This is a genomic window from Georhizobium sp. MAB10, assembly GCF_045012825.1.
Lineage (GTDB): Bacteria > Pseudomonadota > Alphaproteobacteria > Rhizobiales > Rhizobiaceae > Georhizobium > Georhizobium profundi.
In genome coordinates this window covers 14603-32075 of sequence record NZ_CP118314.1, presented here as the reverse complement: position 1 = coordinate 32075, position 17473 = coordinate 14603, and the positions used below count along the sequence as shown (strand labels likewise).

Sequence of the window (17473 nt, the reverse complement as noted above, 5' to 3'; positions counted from 1 at the left end):
GGCAAGCCGCACCGAGCGTCGCGTTTCGGGAGTTCGTTTCAGTCATGGCACTGTCGGCAAGCCTGCAATTGCGCCAGAGCCAATCACTGGTGATGACACCGCAGCTCATCCAGTCGATCCGGTTGCTGCAACTGACCCATATCGAACTCAACCGCTTCATCGAGCAGGAAGTCGAAAAGAACCCCCTGTTGGAACTGGCGGGCGACGACGGGGACATGCACGCCCACGACTTCGGTCGCTCAGGTGAGCGTCGGCCGGACGACGGCGACAGGCGCGATGATGCAGCCAGCGATGGAGCCCTTGTCGATAGCGATGCCGATTGGGCAAAAAACGGCCTGACGCCGGACGGCGAGTTCGTGTCCGAACGTCTGGATGCCAACTACGACAACGTTTTTCCCGACGATGGCGAGCCCCAAAAAGCCGCGTCGCCCGAATTCCTCGACAGCTGGAAATCGATGCCTGGCGCGAACGGCTCCGGTGCCGGCGACATCCATGATCTCGACGAGTTCGTCGCGGCCGCAACGACGCTGCGCGATCATGTCGAGGCCGAGATCGCGCTGTCCATTGCCGATCCCATCGAGCGCGTCATCGCGGCTGAGATCGCCGATCATCTGGACGATGCAGGCTATGTCGATTTCGACGCGGCTGCGATGGCCGAGCGTCTGGGCGTTTCGTCCGATGTGATCACAGCCGTGCTTGCTCGGTTGCAGCGCATGGACCCACCTGGCCTCTTCGCACGGTCGCTGAAAGAATGCCTCGCACTGCAGCTGAAAGCGCGTAATCGGCACGACCCGGCCATGGCGTGTCTTCTGGAGAACCTGGAATTGCTGGCGCGGCGGGATTTTGCGGCACTGCGCAAGCTCTGCGGCGTCGACGATGAAGACATCCTCGACATGCTGGGCGAGATCCGGGCGCTGGACCCAAAGCCAGGCCTGGCCTTTCAGAAGGGTAGCGTCGAGACGATCGTGCCCGATGTCATGGTCCGCCAGGCCGCGGAGGGCGGCTGGCACGTGGAACTGAGCCCCGACGCTTTGCCGCGCGTGCTCGTCAACCAGACGTATTACGCCCATGTCAGTCGCATCGCCGGCAAGAGCCCCGCAGACCAGGCGTTCCTCGCGGAATGCCTGCAAAGCGCCAACTGGCTGACGCGCAGCCTCGATCAGCGAGCCCGCACCATCATGAAGGTGGCAAGCGAGATCGTCCGCCAACAGGATGCTTTTCTGCTGCATGGCGTGAGCCATTTGCGGCCGCTCAATCTACGCGCCGTCGCCGACGCGATCGGCATGCATGAATCGACCGTCAGCCGCGTCACCTCTAACAAATACATGATGACGCCGCGCGGCGTGTTCGAGCTGAAGTATTTCTTCACTGTCTCGATCGCCTCGTCCGAAGGCGGGGATGCCCATTCGGCCGAGGCAGTGCGGCAAACGATTCGAAAAATGATCGGCGCGGAAGCGGCGGATGCGGTTCTTTCCGATGACGATATCGTCAAGGTGCTGAAGGATCGGGGCATCGATCTAGCCCGCAGGACCGTCGCGAAGTACCGGGAATCGATGAACATTCCCTCCTCGGTACAGCGCCGACGGGAAAAGAAGGCGCTGATGGCAAGCGTCGCTTCCTAGGCTTCCAGCTTCCCCGAGTGCCGGTTCGCCTTGCTTGACAGGCCATTCCGCGGCGCGTACACGCCCCGCCATTCGTGGAACCGGCTGTACCAAAGTGCATGAGGCTGCGTTCCGAAAAGATAACCGCCGACGGCCGGACGAGATGCGCGAGCCAAGCGCCGCGAAGGACCGGACCGATTACGAGGTCTGCGCTTGGATGGCGCTCGACCTTGGCATAAGCTGACACCGCAAGTCACAGAATAAGAAAGGGCTCTCCATGAGCGTGCGCGTGTCTGGAAAACATATGGAAATCGGCGAAGCCTTCCGTACCAGGATCGAGGACAAGATCCAGGATGCGGTGAGCAAGTATTTCGACGGAGGATATTCCAGCCAGGTGACGGTCGAGAAATCCGGGTCGCGCTTCACCGCCGATTGCAAGATTCATCTCGATACGGGCGTGGTAATGCAGGCGACCGGGGAAGGACAGGAGCCGCAGTTCGCTTTCGATGGCGCTTCGGAGCGCCTGGAGAAGAGACTGCGCCGCTACAAGCGCCGTTTGAAGGACCATCACGCCGGCAACGGCCAGAGCAAGATGATGGAACTGCCCTACACGGTTATGGACAGCGGCTCCGACGAAGACGACGAAATTCCTGAGGATTACGCGCCCGTCATTGTCGCCGAGAGCTCAAAAGTGGTAAGAACCATGTCGGTCGCAAGCGCAGTGATGGCGCTGGACATGACGGATGAACCGGTTCTAATTTTTCGCAATGCCGGCAACGATGCCCTCAACGTGGTTTACCGCCGGACAGATGGCAACATTGGCTGGGTCGACGCAGCCAACAATAAATCCTGACGAGTTGATGCGTAATGTCCGCCCCTCTTTGGGGCGGACGTTCGATGTCGCCGGGATGATACGCGAGGAATAGGAATGGCTTTGGCTGATCTGCTTGCCCCGGACGCGGTGATACCCGCGCTGAAGGCAAACTCGAAGAAACAGCTCCTTCAGGAACTGGCTTCGAAAGCCGCCCAAATCACCGGATTGACCGAACGGGAAATCTTCGAGGTCATACTTCAGCGCGAAAGGCTCGGCTCAACCGGTGTGGGGAACGGCATTGCCATTCCGCACGGCAAATTGACGACATTGCCTGGAATCGTCGGTGTTTTTGCGCGTCTCGATCAGCCGATCGATTTCGAAGCGCTTGACGATCAACCGGTCGACCTCGTGTTCCTGCTGCTTGCTCCGGAGGGTGCTGGTGCGGATCACCTCAAGGCACTGTCGCGCATTGCACGCGTGCTGCGGGACCAGGACACTGTCGCTAAGCTGCGTGCGAGCGACCAGGCGTCGGCCATCTATACTTTCCTGACCCAGGACGAGGCGTCGAACGCCGCCTAATACCGAGGGCAAGCGTCGAAGACGCCGCCCTCGGGTATCTATGCAAGCGTCAGTGAACGCTAACGGTGCTCAGGTCGTTTTCCGCTGCCTTGAAGAAGGCGCTGGACCGGCTATCGCTCAGGAGGATCGGCGTACCGTCGGCACCGAAAAGACCCCAGAGGTCAAGCCCGGGTTCCAAATCCGGTGCCTGAGGGAACTTCTTGGACACGTCTTCCGACCGCATCTTGCGGATATAGCCGACTTCGCCATTGCCGAGATCGGCAAGCTCGTTCGCGCTAATCTTCGCTGCCAGCTCGGCGCCGGCGGCATCTCGCGATGTCAATTCCTTGAAAGCCATGGCATTTCTCCAAACGGGCCGCTCGATCGAAGATCGACTCGCGCGCCCTGCATATTTCAGTCTCGAACCGAAATATTAATTTTCTTCACCAGTCGCTGCGGTTCCGGACGGGCAAGATCAATGGAAAGCAGTCCATTGTTCAACTCCGCAGAGAGAACTTCGATCCCATCCGCCAACACGAAAATGCGTTGGAACTGTCGCGCGGCAATACCGCGGTGCAGATAATCACGCTCTTCGGTATCGACCTGGCGGCCGCGGATGATCAATTGGTTCTCTTCGGTGGTCACATCCAGCTGGTCGTCGCTGAAGCCAGCGACGGCTACCGTGATGCGCAACCTGTCTCCGATGCCGTCGCGTGGGGCGATCCGCTCGATATTGTAGGGCGGATATCCATCACTCGCCTTGGCGAGACGCTCCAGCGTCTTTTCCATTGTATCGAAGCCGAGCAGAAGCGGGCTCGAAAAGGGAGTTATGCGTGACATCGTCTGCCAGTCCTTGCACGAAGCGACCATTCAGGCGGAGACCCTTAGAAGGCGGCATCTCCGTTGCGCTCAATATGGGTGGCGGATTGCTGCACTGCAAGCGGCTTGCGGCGAGGGGCCGGCGAGGATAGGCGTTGCCGAAAAGAGACCAGGACCTGATACGACATGCACAGCGGCACGACGCGCAAAATCATCATCGACACCGATCCGGGGCAGGACGACGCAGCCGCAATTTTGCTGGCGCTGGCGAGCCCGGAGCTCGATGTTCTCGGCATCACGGCGGTGGCCGGCAACGTTCCGCTCGATTGGACGACCCGCAATGCGTTGATCATCTGCGAGCTTGCGGGGCGCGCCGACGTTCCCGTTTATGCCGGCGCCCATGCACCGTTGAAGCGTCCGCTTGTGACGGCGGAACACGTTCACGGCAAGACCGGGCTCGACGGTCCGCTGCTCGATGAGCCCGTCGGCGAGCTTCAGGATGAGGGCGCGGTCGATTTCATCATCCGCACGCTGCTTGCCGAGGAGACAGGCACGGTCACCCTCTGTGCGTTGGGGCCGCTCACCAATCTGGCACTGGCTCTTCAAAAAGCCCCAGAGATCGCCGGCCGCATTGCCGAGATCGTCCTGATGGGCGGCGGCTTCTTCGAAGGCGGGAACATCACGCCCGCCGCCGAATTCAACATCTATGTCGATCCGGAAGCGGCGGATGTGGTGTTTCGCGCAGGCGTGCCCATCGTGATGATGCCGCTCGATGTCACACACAAGGTGCTGACCACCCGTGCCCGCACCGAAGCGATCGCCGCGCTCCCTTCGAAGGCGACGCGAGCGCTTGCCGAAATGCTGGTGTTCTTCGAGCGTTTCGACGAGCAGAAATACGGTTCCGACGGTGCGCCGCTGCATGATCCTTGCGTCATCGCCTATCTGCTTCGCCCCGAGCTTTTCGCCGGACGTTTCTGCAATGTCGAGATCGAAACTGCCTCGGATCTCACGCGCGGCATGACGGTCGTCGACTGGTGGCATGTCACTGACCGGGCGCCGAACGCGACTGTCATGCGCGAGGTGGATGCCGAGGGCTTCTTCACCCTTTTGACGGAACGTCTCGCAACCTATTCCTGAGCGGCCGCAATGGCGCCCGGGCATCGAGATAGGCTATAGCGCTTCTGGGAAACTGGGGCCGGCATGATTCCATGACGCAGCACGACATGAAGTTCACCGAGATCGTCGACGCCCCTGCGCTGGCGCGGGCCGTTTCGGCCATCGCCGCCGAGCTTGGGGGCGCCACGCCGGAGGCACGCGCTGCCCTTCTTGTCGAGATGCGCCGGGTAAGCAACGTAGGCCGCGAAAAGGCGCGTTCGCTGCTGGAAAGCGATGGCTCGGGCCTGCTCTGTGCGGCACGGATCTCACATCTCCAGGACACGATCATCACCGCGCTCTTCGACTTTGCGACGACGCATGTCTACCCCTCGCAAGGCTCCGGTACTGGAGCGGGTGACGGGATGACGGTGGCGGCCGTCGGCGGCTATGGCCGCGGCACGCTCGCGCCGGGTTCTGACATCGACCTGCTCTTCGTTCTTGCCGATCGCCGTTCCGGGCGGGAAGAAGAGGTCGCCCAGTTCGTGCTCTACGTGCTCTGGGACATGGGCTTCAAGGTCGGTCACGCCACGCGGACGATCGACGAGTGCATTCGACTGTCGCGCAGCGACATTACCATCCGCACCGCGATCCTCGAAGCGCGACGCATCTGCGGCGCGGTCCCGCTCTTCGACGCCCTGACCGAGCGTTTCGACACGCAGGTGGTGCGGTCGACGGCGCCGGAATTCATCGAGGCGAAGCTTGCCGAACGGGATCAGCGCCACCGCAAGTCCGGTGACACGCGCTATCTCGTCGAGCCAAACGTCAAGGAAGGCAAGGGCGGCCTTCGCGACCTGAACACGCTGTTCTGGATCGCCAAATACTTCTACCGCATCGACGACGAGGCGGAGCTGGTGAAGCTCGGCGTGCTCTCCAAGGGCGAATTCAAGGTCTTCAAAAAGGCCGAGGATTTCCTCTGGGCCGTACGCTGCCAGATGCATTTCCTCACCGGCAAGGCCGAGGAGCGCCTGTCCTTCGACATTCAGCGCGAAATCGCCGAAGCGCTCGGTTACCACGACCACCCGGGCCTCTCCGCCGTCGAACGCTTCATGAAGCACTATTTCCTCGTGGCCAAGGATGTGGGCGACCTGACCCGCATCCTCTGCGCCGAGCTTGAGGATCAGCAGGCGAAAGAGGCGCCGGGCATCACCGCGATGATCACGCGGTTCACCGCCCGCACGCGCAAGATCGCCGGCACGCTGGATTTTCTGGAAGACCGGGGCCGTATCACCATCGCCGACAAGGACGTCTTCAAGCGCGATCCGGTCAACCTGATCCGCCTGTTCCACCTTGCCGATCTCAACGGCCTCGAGTTTCATCCCGATGCCTTGAAGCGGGTCACGCGGTCGCTGCGGCTCGTCAAGAACGAGCTTCGCGAGGATGCCGAGGCAAACCGGCTTTTCCTGTCGATCCTGACGTCGCGCCGTGATCCTGCGCTCATCCTCCGGCGCATGAACGAAGCAGGGCTGCTTGGCCGGTTCATCCCGGAATTCGGCAAGATCGTCGCGATGATGCAGTTCAACATGTATCATCACTACACGGTCGACGAGCACCTCATCCGCACCGTCGGCGTGCTTTCAGACATCGACAATGGCCGCGACATGGATGCCCATCCGCTGTCGTCCAAGATCATGCCGAGCGTGGAGGAACGCCAGGCGCTCTATGTCGCCGTATTCCTGCACGACGTCGCCAAGGGTCGCCCGGAAGATCACTCGGTTGCCGGCGCCCGTGTCGCCCGCAAGCTCTGCCCGCGCTTCGGCCTCTCGCCGAAGCAGACCGAACTGGTCGCCTGGCTCATCGAAGAGCACCTGAAGATGTCGATGATCGCGCAAGCACGCGACCTCAACGACCGGAAGACGATCGAGGACTTCGCGCAGATCGTGCAGTCGCTCGACCGGCTGAAGCTGCTCCTCATCCTGACCGTCTGCGATATCCGCGCGGTCGGCCCCGGCGTCTGGAACGGCTGGAAAGGCCAGCTCCTGCGCACACTTTATTATGAGACCGAGCTGATGCTGTCGGGCGGCTTTTCGGAAGTCTCTCGCCGGGAGCGCGCACTGTTTGCCTCCGAGCAGTTGGGCAAGGCGCTCGCGTCCTGGGATGAGGCGGACCGTCAGCGCTACCTCGGCCTGCATTACGAGCCGTATCTTCTGTCGACCGAACTCGAAGACCAGATCCGCCATGCCGAATTCGTGCGCGAGGCCGATCGCGAAGGGCGCGTGCTCGCGACGATGGTGCGCACCCATTCCTTCCACGCGATCACGGAAATCACCGTGCTCTCGCCCGACCATCCGCGCCTGTTGACGCTGGTTGCCGGTGCATGCGCTGCGGCCGGCGCCAACATCGCAGACGCGCAGATCTTCACGACATCCGACGGCCGCGCGCTCGACACGATCCTGATCAACCGCGAGTTCAAGGACGATGCCGACGAGATCCGCCGGGCTACGAGCATCGGCCGCCTGATCGAGGACATGCTTTCGGGCAAGAAGCGCCTTCCGGACGTGATCGCCCCTAAATCGAAACAGCCGCGCAAGGCACACGCCTTCAAGGTCCCGCCGGCGGTGACCATTTCCAATTCCCTCTCGAACAAGTTCACCGTGATCGAGGTGGAAGGGCTGGACCGTCCGGGCCTGCTGGCGAGCATCACTGCCGTGCTGTCCGACCTTTCGCTCGACATCACGTCTGCACACGTCTCGACCTTCGGGGAAAAAGTCATCGACAATTTTTACGTGACCGACCTCGTCGGTCACAAGATCGTCTCGGAAACGCGCCAAGCCAACATCATTGCTCGGCTGAAGGCGGTGATGGCGAATGTCGAAGACGAAGCTCGAGAGCGCATGCCGAACGGGATGGTTGCTCCGCCGACGCCGCGCCGTGCGTCGGCTAGACGCGTGAAAGCCTGAATCACCATGGGACTGATAGCAAAATTCGCCACTGTCGGCGGCACCACCATGGGCAGCCGCGTCTTCGGCTTCGTGCGCGAGGCATTGATCGCGAGCACGCTTGGCGCGGGACCGGTTGCCGATGCGTTCTATGCGGCGTTCCGTTTTCCGAACCTCTTTCGACGGCTATTTGCGGAAGGCGCGTTCAACTCCGCTTTCGTGCCGTTGTTCGCCAAGGAGCTTGAGGGCGGCGGGCGTGCTGCGGCGAGGGATTTTGCCGAACAGGTCTTTTCGGTCCTGATCTTCATCCTGATTGCGCTATCGGCGCTCGCGATGATTTTTATGCCATTTCTCGTCGGCACCGTGATCGCACCGCGCTTTGCCGATACGCCCGACAAGTTCGACCTGACCGTGACGATGACGCGGATCATGTTCCCGTATCTTGCCGCCATGTCGTTGGTGGCGATGTTTTCGGGCATTCTGAACGCGTTTCGCCGCTATTTCCTCGCCGCTTTCGTGCCAATCCTTCTCAATGTCGTGATGATCGGCGCGATCCTGATCGCCATGGCGCTCGGCTATGATGAGGAGGGGCTAGGCCTTGCGCTGTCCTGGGGTGTCGTGGTCGCAGGATTCGTGCAACTCGGCGCGATCATCTGGGGCGTGCGGCGGGAGCATTTTCATATTGGCTTGCGGGTGCCGCGACCGACGCCTGCCGTCAAACGCCTGCTATGGCTGGCGCTGCCGGCGGCGATCACCGGAGGCATCACGCAGATCAACCTGTTGATCGGCCAGGTCATCGCATCCGGCCAGGATGGTGCGATCGCCGTCATCAATTATGCCGATCGTATTCTCCAGCTGCCGCTCTCGACGATCGGCGTCGCCATTGGGGTGGTCCTGCTGCCGGAACTTGCCCGCTCGCTGAAGGCCGGCGATCTGGGCGATGCGGCCGTGCTCCAGAACCGCAGCCTCGAATTCGGCCTGGCGCTGACGGTCCCCGCGACCGTCGGACTGCTCATCCTGCCCGCGCCGATCGTGGCGCTTCTGTTCGAGCGCGGTGCGTTTAGCCGGGAGACCACCGAGATCACGGCGGCGGTGCTTGCCGCGTTCGCGCTCGGCCTGCCGGCCTTCGTGCTGATCAAGATCTTCCAGCCGGGGTTTTATGCGCGCGAAGACATGCGCACGCCCATGTGGATGGCGGGCGTCGGTGTTGTCGTCAACGTGGCGGCGAGCCTCATCCTGTTCCCGATCTACGGCGTCGTCGGCATCGGTATCGCGACGGCGCTCTTCGGCTGGGCGAATGCCGGCCTGCTTGCCATCGTTTTGTGGAACCGCAACCTCTTCCGGCCGTCCGGCGTCACCTTGCGGCGCATCGCGCTCATCATCGCCGGCAGCGCGCTCATGGGCGCGGTGCTGTGGCTGGCGCTCGCCTATCTCGAGCCGTATCTGATGGATGCGGGGCTGCTGGTGCGAGCGATTGCCGTCTTCGGCACGATCGGCGTCGCAGCGCTCGTCTATTTCGGTTTCACGCTCGCCACGGGCGCAATCGAGGGCCGCCATCTCATGCGGCTCCTCAAGCGCAACAAGGCGGCAACCTGATCCACGACGCCGACCCTTGCGGGTGGCTGGCTCTTGCAGAAGGGCGGGCGTCCATGCATAACCCGCCGCGATTTCAATGGGCCTGATCGGGCCGAACCAAAGGAGCGGGCCCTCCACAAGCCCGGCAATGCGCATGGCAGAATTCAAGGAGCGGGTGTTTTCAGGCGTTCAGCCCACCGGCAACCTCCATCTCGGCAACTATCTCGGTGCCATCAAGCGTTTCGTCGCGCTGCAGGACAGCTACGACTGCATCTATTGCGTCGTCGACCTGCATGCGATCACGGCGCAGCTCGTCCATGAGGATTTGAAGGGCCAGACGCGCTCGATCACTGCAGCATTCCTGGCTGCGGGCATCGATCCCGAGCGCCACATCGTCTTCAACCAGTCTGCCGTGTCCGGCCACGCCGAACTCGCTTGGATCTTCAACTGCGTCGCGCGCATCGGCTGGATGAACCGCATGACGCAGTTCAAGGACAAGGCCGGCAAGGACCGCGAGAACGCCTCGCTCGGCCTGCTTGCCTATCCGTCGCTGATGGCTGCCGACATTCTGCTTTACCGCGCAACCCACGTGCCGGTCGGCGACGACCAGAAGCAGCACCTTGAGCTGACCCGCGATATCGCGATGAAGTTCAACATCGACTTTTCCGGCAAGATCGCCTCGAGCGGCCGTGCCGTCGAAACCATCGTCGGTGAAGAGCGCATCGACGCCTATTTCCCGCTGACCGAGCCGCTGATCGAAGGCCCGGCACCGCGCGTCATGTCGCTGCGTGACGGAACCAAGAAGATGTCGAAGTCGGATCCGTCCGACCTATCGCGCATCAACCTGACGGACGATGCCGACACGATCCTGAAGAAGATCCGCAAGGCAAAGACCGATCCAGACGCCTTGCCGTCCGAGGTCGAGGGCCTCGCCGGCCGTCCGGAAGCCGAGAACCTCGTCACGCTCTATGCCGCCTTGGCCGAGACGAGCCGGGCGAGCGTGATCGCCGAATTCGGTGGCCGCCAGTTCTCCGAATTCAAGCCGGCACTTGCCGATCTTGCTGTCGAGAAGCTGGCGCCGATGAACGGTGAAATGCGCCGCCTGATGGACGATCCCGGCCATATCGACGCGGTTCTTGCAAAAGGAGCCGCCAAGGCGCGTGTCATCGCGGAGGAGACGATGGCAGACGTCAAGGACATTATCGGCTTCCTCTGAGCGGGGCAAAGCAGCCGCTCACAATGTCTCTTGCGGGGGCATGGGCGCGGTGGCAATGTCCGCGCCATGGTATCAAGACGACTATCGCGCGAAGAAGGGCACCGCCGCAAATTCATGGCGGTGCTGGATGACACCCCCGAATGCGAACGTGCCGTGCGCTACGCGGCCATGCGCGCCAAGAACTCCGGCGGCGGCCTCGTGCTGCTGTTCGTGGTGGAGCCGGCCGATTTCCAGCACTGGCTCGGCGTCGAGGAAATCATGCGGGCAGAGGCTTTCGAGGAAGCCGAAAGCCTTCTCGCCAAGTCTGCCGGCCGCGTGCGTGAAACGATCGGCATCGACGCCGAAACCGTGGTGCGCGAAGGATCGACGCGCGACGAGATCAACGCACTGATCGAGGAAGACAAGGACATCGCGATCCTGGTTCTCGCGGCGGGCTCAGCTAAAGATGGCCCCGGTCCACTCGTTTCGGCGATCGGTGGACGCGGGGCAGGCGCCTTCCCGGTGCCGGTCACCGTCATTCCGAGCGATCTCTCCGACGATGACATCGATGCGCTGAGCTGAGCCGCCGCGCATCAAACTTTCCAAAAGCAGTCAACTACCGCAAAGCAGTCGCTTGATCGCGACCGCGGAAAGCCATATCTTCTTTGGAAAGATTCCAAACTAGCAGCGTTTCCAAGGTGCAACGGATACCGGTTCACCGTCCGGAAACGCGAGACATAAGCAGCGCATCGCGCTCCAATCGGTTAAGCCCGGTTTGCAGGGAGTAATGAACATGTTCATCCAGACCGAAGCCACCCCTAACCCGGCGACCCTGAAGTTTCTGCCGGGCAAGGTCGTGATGCAGCAGGGCACGGCGGATTTCCGCGATGCCGCTTCTGCCGCTGAAACCTCCCCGCTCGCTGGCAAGCTTTTCGCCATCGCCGGCGTCGAAGGCGTCTTCTTCGGCTATGACTTCGTCACCATCACGAAGTCCGATGCGCTTGACTGGCAGCACCTCAAGCCCGCCGTGCTTGGCACCATCATGGAACACTTCATGGCCGGACAGCCGGTGATGGCAGCGGCCAATTCCGGCGGCAACGCCATGGATGACGGCGAGTTCTTCGATGACGAGGACGAAACGATCGTCGCGACGATCAAGGAACTCTTGGAAACGCGCGTCCGTCCGGCCGTTGCCCAGGACGGTGGCGACATCACCTTCCGCGGCTTCAAGGAAGGCACGGTTTTCCTGAACATGAAGGGCGCCTGCGCCGGTTGCCCGTCCTCCACGGCGACCCTGAAGCACGGCATCCAGAACCTTTTGAAGCACTTCATTCCCGAAGTTCGGGAAGTCGAGGCGGTCTGAGGCGCTCGGCCTCACGATCTCCCTAAAATCTTACTGAAGGTTTCAAATCTTCTCTAGGGCGAGGCTGCTAGTCTCGCTCTCATGACCTTTGTCCCTGACAGCGAACGTTCACGGGTCTTGAGACCCTTGCAGGCTCTCCAACCGGCCTCCGGCGGGTGGTTTGGCACTTTTCGCCAACGGCTTTCAGACCAGCCCCAGGCCGGCATCGTGCTTGCCGGCCTTTTCGTCGCGACCATCGTGTCCTTCATCGCACCGGCCAGCATGCCCTTTCTCATGGTGGGCCTGACCGGTGCCGCTGCGATCGCTTTCGTTTCTGGCAGCACGGGTCGACCTTTCGTTCCCGATCAGAAACCGGCAGCGCTGCCCGCCGAACTGGTCGAAGCCCGCCGCAAGGCGGAAGATGCGAGCCGTGCCAAATCGCGCTTCCTTGCGATGGTGAGCCACGAAGTGCGCACGCCGCTGAACGGCATTCTCGGCATGACGCATCTGCTCGAGCGCACGCAGCTATCCGCCGAGCAGGAAAGCTACGTCGAAGCCGTGCGCCGCTCTGCCACCGCGCTGTTCGATCTCGTGGCGGATCTTCTGGACTTCTCGGCCATCGAGGCTGGCAAGTTCGAACCGAGGCGCGAGACGGGCGATCTGCATCACCTGATCGAAGACGCGATTGAACTGATGGCGCCGCGCGCCCACGAAAAGGGCATCGATGTCGCCGCAGCGATCGCCGCCGGTACGCCGACAATGGTCGCGACCGACCACAACCGGCTCCGCCAGGTGGTCTTCAATCTCCTCGGCAACGCCATCAAGTTCACCGACGCAGGCGGTGTCATGCTCGAGGTGGCACGTGTCGACGACAACCTTGTGCTGACCTTTGCCGACACCGGCCCGGGCCTGGCGCGTGGCGATCAGCAACGCATCTTCGAGGAATTCGAGCAGGCGAATGGCGGCAAGACACGCACCCATGGCGGCGTCGGCTTGGGGCTGTCCATCTCCAACCGCATCGTCAAGGCGCTCGGTGGCACCATCACGGTCGAGAGCCTGACCGGGCACGGCAGCCGCTTCATCGTGACCTTGCCGCTCGCCGAGGCGCTGTCGCCCTCGGGCATCGATCACTTCGCCAAGCAGCCGGCGCTTGCCGGAAACCGCGTGCTGCTGCTCGTGCCGCGCGGCCAGACGGCGGATGCGCTGGTCAAGCGCATTACGGCGGAAGGGGGCCGCAGCTGGCACGTGGCAACGCCCAGCGGCGATCTTGCGGCATTCTGCGCCGACGAAGAAATCACCGACGTCATTGTCGATGCGCGGATCCTGGACCGTGCTCGCGGATCGATCGCCGGACTGCCGCTTTTCGAAAATGGCGGCCCGCGACGCACGCTTCTCGTTCGGCCCATCGAGCGCGAGGCGCTGCAGCGCTTGACCGAGCGCGGCTTCGACAGCTGGTTGATCTCGCCGATCCGTCTCAAGAGCCTCGTGTCGGTTCTGCGCGGGGAGTTTCGTGCACTGCCCGACCACGCCCCGCATCCCGATGGCGATCGCCTCATCGTTCTGGACGGAATGACGCGCTCGCTGAACATCCTTGTTGCCGAGGACAATCCGGTGAATGCGTTGCTCATCACCAATGTCCTGCGCAAGGAGGGCCATTCCGTGGTTCTCGTCGAGAACGGGCAGCAGCTGATCGAGCAAACATTCGATCCGATCACCGGCGCCTGCGCCCATGATCTGCTCATCACCGATCTCGCCATGCCGGTAATGGATGGTGCGACGGCGATCAGCGAGATCCGCGCCACGCAGCGGTCCAGGCGCTTGCCGCATATCCCTGTTGTTGTGCTCAGCGCTGACGGGCAAAATGAGACGCGCGAGTCGACGCTTCTCATCGGGGCGGATCTCTATCTCGAAAAACCGATCGATCCGACGAGCCTGTTGCGGTTGATCGCGCGCATCGCGTCCTGAAGCCGCAGCCTGGGGTTTCATCCGCCCGCCGACCTTGTCACTGCTCTGTTGCACAGTCATGTTTAAAGGCGCTGCAGAAACGGTTGCCTTTTTTGGATGATTCCCATGACCATTGAGCTCGGACAGCTTGCCGCCAGCCAGAGCCGGATGATCCCGCCCCATGTCGTCGCCGACAGCGCCATCCTCGGCCGCATCGGCACGCTGGTCACCCGCCTTGCAGCAGGGCCTTCTGAGGTCCGTGCCGCGCAGCGCGTGCGCCACAACGTCTTCGTGGAAGAGTTCGGCGCCCGAATGACGCCGGCTTCCGCATCGACGGGCTACGATGTCGACAGTCTCGACACCTATTGCGATCACCTGCTGGTGCTGGACACCAGCCTTGGCGGCGACGCCGAAGACCAGATCGTCGGCACCTACCGGCTACTGCGCCAGAGCGTGGCGAAGTCCCATCACGGCTTCTACTCCACCTCGGAATTCGGCGTTGCGGACATGATCGCGCGCCACCCGCAGAAGCGGTTTCTCGAGCTCGGCCGCTCCTGCGTGCTGCCGCCCTACCGCACCAAGCGCACCGTTGAACTGCTGTGGCAGGGCATCTGGGCCTATGCGCTGGAGCACGGCATCGACGTGATGTTCGGTTGCGCATCCTTCGGCGGCTGCCGGCCGGAAGCCCATGCGCTCGCCCTGTCGTTCCTGCACCACTCCGCGGCCGCGCAAGGCGAGTGGGCCGTGTCGGCGCTGCCGGAGCTTTACCGCAAGATGGATCTGATGCCCGTCGAAGCGATCCGCCCCCGCGAGGCGCTTGCAGCCCTGCCGCCGCTGGTGAAGGGCTATCTGAGGCTTGGCGCCCGCTTCGGCGACGGTGCCGTGATCGATCGCGCCTTCGGCACGACGGATGTGATGGTGGTGCTCCCGCGCGCCGCGATCAGCCCGCGCTATGTGAACTACTACCGCGCCGATGCCAGCCGCTTCTGCGGCTGATCAGGCCGGTTGGTTCAGCGTTTCACCGAAGCGAGCGCGCCCGAAAAGGCGTGGGCGAAGCTTTCGCGATCGTCGGGATTGAGGAACGAGCCGACATCGGTGCGCCGGCCTTCGCCTTCCACGGCCATCCCGGTAATACCGATCTCCTCATGCCGCGCCACATGGAAGCGCGCCCAGAACGGATTGAACCGGTGTTCGGCGCTGCGGCCCGACGGCGCGATCTTGCGGACCGTGAGCAGTGTTCGTGACACGCTGACGATTTCACGCGCGCGCGCGGAGCGGTAATTCAGCCAGAACGCGCCGTAGAGCAGCGCGAGATCCAGCCCGAAAAACAGAAAGATCGGCCACGCCCCGGCGATCAGGAACACGATCCCGTGGGCGATGAAGAGCGCCGAAGTCAGCGTCATCAAGACGATGAATCCGCCGCGACCGAGCGACCGGTGCGGGGTCAAAAGGGCCTCGAAGACCGGTGTGTCGGGTGCGGCATCGGCCGCGTTGCCTTGGCTCATGGACGCAGATTATAGAGGCCGGATGCAAAAGCCCAAGACCCCCGCCGGACAAATAATCGCGAGCCGCAGTCCCCGCAAACCGACGCGGCGCAGCCGCTACACCAAGGTGGAGCTGGAGGAGATGTTCCGGCGCTTCCAGCTGCAGCGGCCCGAGCCGAAGGGCGAACTGGAGCACGTGAACCCGTTCACGCTGGTCGTTGCCGTGGCGCTCTCCGCGCAGGCGACCGATGCCGGCGTGAACAAGGCGACGCGGGCGCTCTTCGAGGTGGCCGACACGCCGCAGAAGATGCTGGCACTCGGTGAAGACACGGTCCGCGACTACATCAAGACGATCGGGCTATTCCGCAACAAGGCGAAGAACGTCATCGCGCTCAGCCAGAAGCTCGTCGACGACTTCGGCGGCGAGGTGCCGATGACGCGGGAAGAGCTGGTGACGCTGCCGGGCGTCGGCCGCAAGACCGCGAATGTGGTGCTCTCCATGGCGTTCGGCCAGGCGACGATGGCGGTCGACACCCACATCTTCCGCATCGGCAACCGCATAGGCCTCGCGCCCGGCAAGACACCGGATGAGGTGGAGGAGATCCTGATGCGGGTGATCCCGCAGCCCTATCTCTACCACGCGCATCACTGGCTAATCCTGCACGGGCGTTATGTATGCAAGGCCCGCAAGACGGAATGCGAGCGCTGCATCATCGCCGATCTCTGCAAATCGAAGGAAAAGACAACGGACATTCCCGCCCCGATCGTTGAACTGACGCAGGACATCGACGCTCCGACGGCAGAAGCCATCTGACTAAAAGAGTCAGTGCACCGTGGCAGGGGTCGGAGCGCGCGCCGTGAGTGCGTATTCGGGGTCCTTGGCCACGACGCGTTGATGCAGGTGCACCATCAGCGCCGCCGCAAAGAGCGGCGTCAAAAGGTTGAGGATGGGGATCGCCAGAAACGCGGCAATGGCGATGCCCGCGAAGAACACCGTCGTGCCGTGGCGCGACCGCAGTTGCTTGGCGTCCGCCGGCGTATGGTACCGCATGGCGGCAAATTCGAAGAACTCACGGCTCAGGAGGTAGGCGTTGACCACGAAGAACGCCATCAGATTGACGAGCGGGATGAAGAGCAGCATCAGCGCCAAAAGGTTGCCGAGGATGACGATGCCGAGGAACTTGAGCGTGTGCGGAATGGACTGGCGCAGCGATAGCGCCTGACCGACCGGCCGATCTCCATAGTGCCGCCGCTCGATCGCCTCCGCCACATCGTCGAGGAACAGGCCGGCGATCAGCACGGAGATCGGCGCGATCAGAAACGCAAGACCAAGAGCCAGCGCAATCGAGGCGAGGATGCCGAACAGGAAGCCGGCCGTGCTCGTCCATTCCGGCATGTCGGGGAAGAAGCCCTGCAGCCAGGGCAACGTCCATTCAGAGAATACACCGGTGACGAGGAACCACAGCCCGACGAGCATCAGCAATGTCAGGCCGATCACCTTCCAGAATGCCGAACGGCTTTCCGGCGCGAAAAGGTCTGCAATTGCGAGACGGATGCTGCTGAAAATCATGGCCCAGGTTCTCTCTTGTCTCTCAGGATGTAGGAGGGCAGATGCTGCGCTGCAATGTCGAGCCGCGAGGGTGTTGCAGTTCCCCGCAGTGGACGATATATCGATAAATCTAGAAATATGATTACGGAGATCCGCGTGAGCGTGACGATCTACCACAATCCCGCCTGCGGCACCTCACGCAATGCGCTTGCGATGATCAGGGCTAGCGGCGTCGAACCCCAGATGATCGAATATCTGAAGCACCCGCCGACGCGCGAGGCGCTCAAGCAGATGATCGCCGATGCGGGGCTGACGGTCCGCGAGGCGCTGCGGCGCAAGGGTACTCCCTATGATGCGCTCGGTCTCGATGATGAGAGCCTGACGGAGGATGATCTGCTCGACCGCATGATGAAACACCCGATCCTCATCAATCGGCCGTTCGTGATTACGCCGCTGGGCACGCGCCTCTGCCGCCCGTCCGAACAGGTTCTCGACTTGCTGCCGGACGGTGCGATGACAGAGTTTACCAAGGAAGATGGCGAGGTGATCCGGCGGCCTTAA

17 protein-coding genes are annotated in these 17473 nt (G+C 62.4%); 13 read left to right on the top strand and 4 right to left on the bottom strand.

Going from position 1 to position 17473, the window contains the following annotated elements; translation table 11 throughout:
- Positions 1–44: 44 nt before the first annotated feature.
- The 3 genes from rpoN to ptsN all read left to right on the top strand — a co-directional run bounded on the left by rpoN (position 45) and on the right by ptsN (position 2994).
- Positions 45–1622, top strand: coding sequence for an RNA polymerase factor sigma-54 (gene rpoN, locus PU133_RS00165; protein WP_404863021.1), 1578 nt, complete (start codon positions 45–47; stop codon positions 1620–1622).
- 256 nt (positions 1623–1878) lie between these two features.
- The gene (hpf, locus tag PU133_RS00160; RefSeq protein WP_126006491.1) at positions 1879–2454 is read left to right on the top strand and encodes a ribosome hibernation-promoting factor, HPF/YfiA family; all 576 of its coding nucleotides are present in this window, start codon (positions 1879–1881) and stop codon (positions 2452–2454) included.
- A 75-nt stretch (positions 2455–2529) separates the two neighbouring features.
- Positions 2530–2994 carry a PTS IIA-like nitrogen regulatory protein PtsN gene (ptsN, locus tag PU133_RS00155; protein ID WP_126006488.1) on the top strand — a complete coding sequence of 155 codons (465 nt, stop codon included), beginning with the start codon at positions 2530–2532 and terminating at the stop codon, positions 2992–2994.
- A gap of 49 nt (positions 2995–3043) precedes the next feature.
- Here ptsN and PU133_RS00150 read toward each other — a convergent pair whose 3' ends face one another.
- Positions 3044–3331, bottom strand: coding sequence for a DUF1150 family protein (locus tag PU133_RS00150; protein ID WP_126006485.1), 288 nt, complete (start codon positions 3329–3331; stop codon positions 3044–3046).
- A 56-nt stretch (positions 3332–3387) separates the two neighbouring features.
- Positions 3388–3813, bottom strand: a complete 426-nt coding sequence (locus tag PU133_RS00145; protein ID WP_126006483.1) for an Hsp20 family protein — start codon at positions 3811–3813, stop codon at positions 3388–3390.
- A 165-nt stretch (positions 3814–3978) separates the two neighbouring features.
- On the opposite strand from PU133_RS00145, the gene PU133_RS00140 reads away from it, so the two are divergent.
- From PU133_RS00140 to PU133_RS00105, 8 genes are all read left to right on the top strand, one after another.
- Entirely contained in the window at positions 3979–4929 is a 951-nt protein-coding gene (locus tag PU133_RS00140) for a nucleoside hydrolase (protein ID WP_404863020.1), read from the top strand.
- 71 nt (positions 4930–5000) lie between these two features.
- A complete protein-coding gene (locus tag PU133_RS00135) occupies positions 5001–7844 on the top strand; it encodes a [protein-PII] uridylyltransferase (RefSeq protein ID WP_404863019.1) in 2844 nt (947 codons plus the stop codon).
- Positions 7845–7850: 6 nt separating this feature from the next.
- Positions 7851–9419, top strand: coding sequence for a murein biosynthesis integral membrane protein MurJ (gene murJ, locus PU133_RS00130; RefSeq protein ID WP_404863018.1), 1569 nt, complete (start codon positions 7851–7853; stop codon positions 9417–9419).
- 133 nt (positions 9420–9552) lie between these two features.
- Positions 9553–10614, top strand: coding sequence for a tryptophan--tRNA ligase (trpS, locus tag PU133_RS00125; protein ID WP_404863017.1), 1062 nt, complete (start codon positions 9553–9555; stop codon positions 10612–10614).
- A gap of 66 nt (positions 10615–10680) precedes the next feature.
- Positions 10681–11175, top strand: a complete 495-nt coding sequence (locus PU133_RS00120; protein ID WP_126006469.1) for a universal stress protein — start codon at positions 10681–10683, stop codon at positions 11173–11175.
- 211 nt (positions 11176–11386) lie between these two features.
- The gene (locus PU133_RS00115; RefSeq protein WP_404863016.1) at positions 11387–11956 is read left to right on the top strand and encodes a NifU family protein; all 570 of its coding nucleotides are present in this window, start codon (positions 11387–11389) and stop codon (positions 11954–11956) included.
- Positions 11957–12082: 126 nt separating this feature from the next.
- On the top strand, positions 12083–13900 hold the full coding sequence (locus tag PU133_RS00110; RefSeq protein WP_404863015.1) for an ATP-binding protein: 1818 nt from the start codon (positions 12083–12085) through the stop codon (positions 13898–13900).
- A 105-nt stretch (positions 13901–14005) separates the two neighbouring features.
- A complete protein-coding gene (locus tag PU133_RS00105; RefSeq protein WP_404863014.1) occupies positions 14006–14875 on the top strand; it encodes a GNAT family N-acetyltransferase in 870 nt (289 codons plus the stop codon).
- Between the two features lie 14 nt (positions 14876–14889).
- Here PU133_RS00105 and PU133_RS00100 read toward each other — a convergent pair whose 3' ends face one another.
- The gene (locus PU133_RS00100; protein WP_126006459.1) at positions 14890–15384 is read right to left on the bottom strand and encodes a DUF2244 domain-containing protein; all 495 of its coding nucleotides are present in this window, start codon (positions 15382–15384) and stop codon (positions 14890–14892) included.
- Between PU133_RS00100 and nth the strand changes: the two genes are divergently transcribed.
- A complete protein-coding gene (gene nth / locus PU133_RS00095; protein WP_404863013.1) occupies positions 15383–16177 on the top strand; it encodes an endonuclease III in 795 nt (264 codons plus the stop codon). The two genes, PU133_RS00100 and nth, sit on opposite strands and share 2 nt — an antisense overlap.
- Positions 16178–16186: 9 nt before the next feature.
- Here nth and PU133_RS00090 read toward each other — a convergent pair whose 3' ends face one another.
- Positions 16187–16933 carry a sulfate transporter family protein gene (locus tag PU133_RS00090; RefSeq protein WP_404863012.1) on the bottom strand — a complete coding sequence of 249 codons (747 nt, stop codon included), beginning with the start codon at positions 16931–16933 and terminating at the stop codon, positions 16187–16189.
- Between the two features lie 135 nt (positions 16934–17068).
- Between PU133_RS00090 and arsC the strand changes: the two genes are divergently transcribed.
- Positions 17069–17473 (top strand): arsenate reductase (glutaredoxin), encoded by a 405-nt coding sequence (gene arsC, locus PU133_RS00085; protein ID WP_404863011.1) that lies wholly within the window; start codon positions 17069–17071, stop codon positions 17471–17473.

Coding starts and splice junctions, on each gene's coding strand:
- rpoN (WP_404863021.1), top strand. CDS start 45: ATGGCACTGTCGGCAAGCCTGCAATTGCGCCAGAGCCAATCACTGGTG.
- hpf (WP_126006491.1), top strand. CDS start 1,879: ATGAGCGTGCGCGTGTCTGGAAAACATATGGAAATCGGCGAAGCCTTC.
- ptsN (WP_126006488.1), top strand. CDS start 2,530: ATGGCTTTGGCTGATCTGCTTGCCCCGGACGCGGTGATACCCGCGCTG.
- PU133_RS00150 (WP_126006485.1), bottom strand. CDS start 3,331: ATGGCTTTCAAGGAATTGACATCGCGAGATGCCGCCGGCGCCGAGCTG.
- PU133_RS00145 (WP_126006483.1), bottom strand. CDS start 3,813: ATGTCACGCATAACTCCCTTTTCGAGCCCGCTTCTGCTCGGCTTCGAT.
- PU133_RS00140 (WP_404863020.1), top strand. CDS start 3,979: ATGCACAGCGGCACGACGCGCAAAATCATCATCGACACCGATCCGGGG.
- PU133_RS00135 (WP_404863019.1), top strand. CDS start 5,001: ATGACGCAGCACGACATGAAGTTCACCGAGATCGTCGACGCCCCTGCG.
- murJ (WP_404863018.1), top strand. CDS start 7,851: ATGGGACTGATAGCAAAATTCGCCACTGTCGGCGGCACCACCATGGGC.
- trpS (WP_404863017.1), top strand. CDS start 9,553: ATGGCAGAATTCAAGGAGCGGGTGTTTTCAGGCGTTCAGCCCACCGGC.
- PU133_RS00120 (WP_126006469.1), top strand. CDS start 10,681: ATGGTATCAAGACGACTATCGCGCGAAGAAGGGCACCGCCGCAAATTC.
- PU133_RS00115 (WP_404863016.1), top strand. CDS start 11,387: ATGTTCATCCAGACCGAAGCCACCCCTAACCCGGCGACCCTGAAGTTT.
- PU133_RS00105 (WP_404863014.1), top strand. CDS start 14,006: ATGACCATTGAGCTCGGACAGCTTGCCGCCAGCCAGAGCCGGATGATC.
- nth (WP_404863013.1), top strand. CDS start 15,383: ATGGACGCAGATTATAGAGGCCGGATGCAAAAGCCCAAGACCCCCGCC.
- PU133_RS00100 (WP_126006459.1), bottom strand. CDS start 15,384: ATGAGCCAAGGCAACGCGGCCGATGCCGCACCCGACACACCGGTCTTC.
- PU133_RS00090 (WP_404863012.1), bottom strand. CDS start 16,933: ATGATTTTCAGCAGCATCCGTCTCGCAATTGCAGACCTTTTCGCGCCG.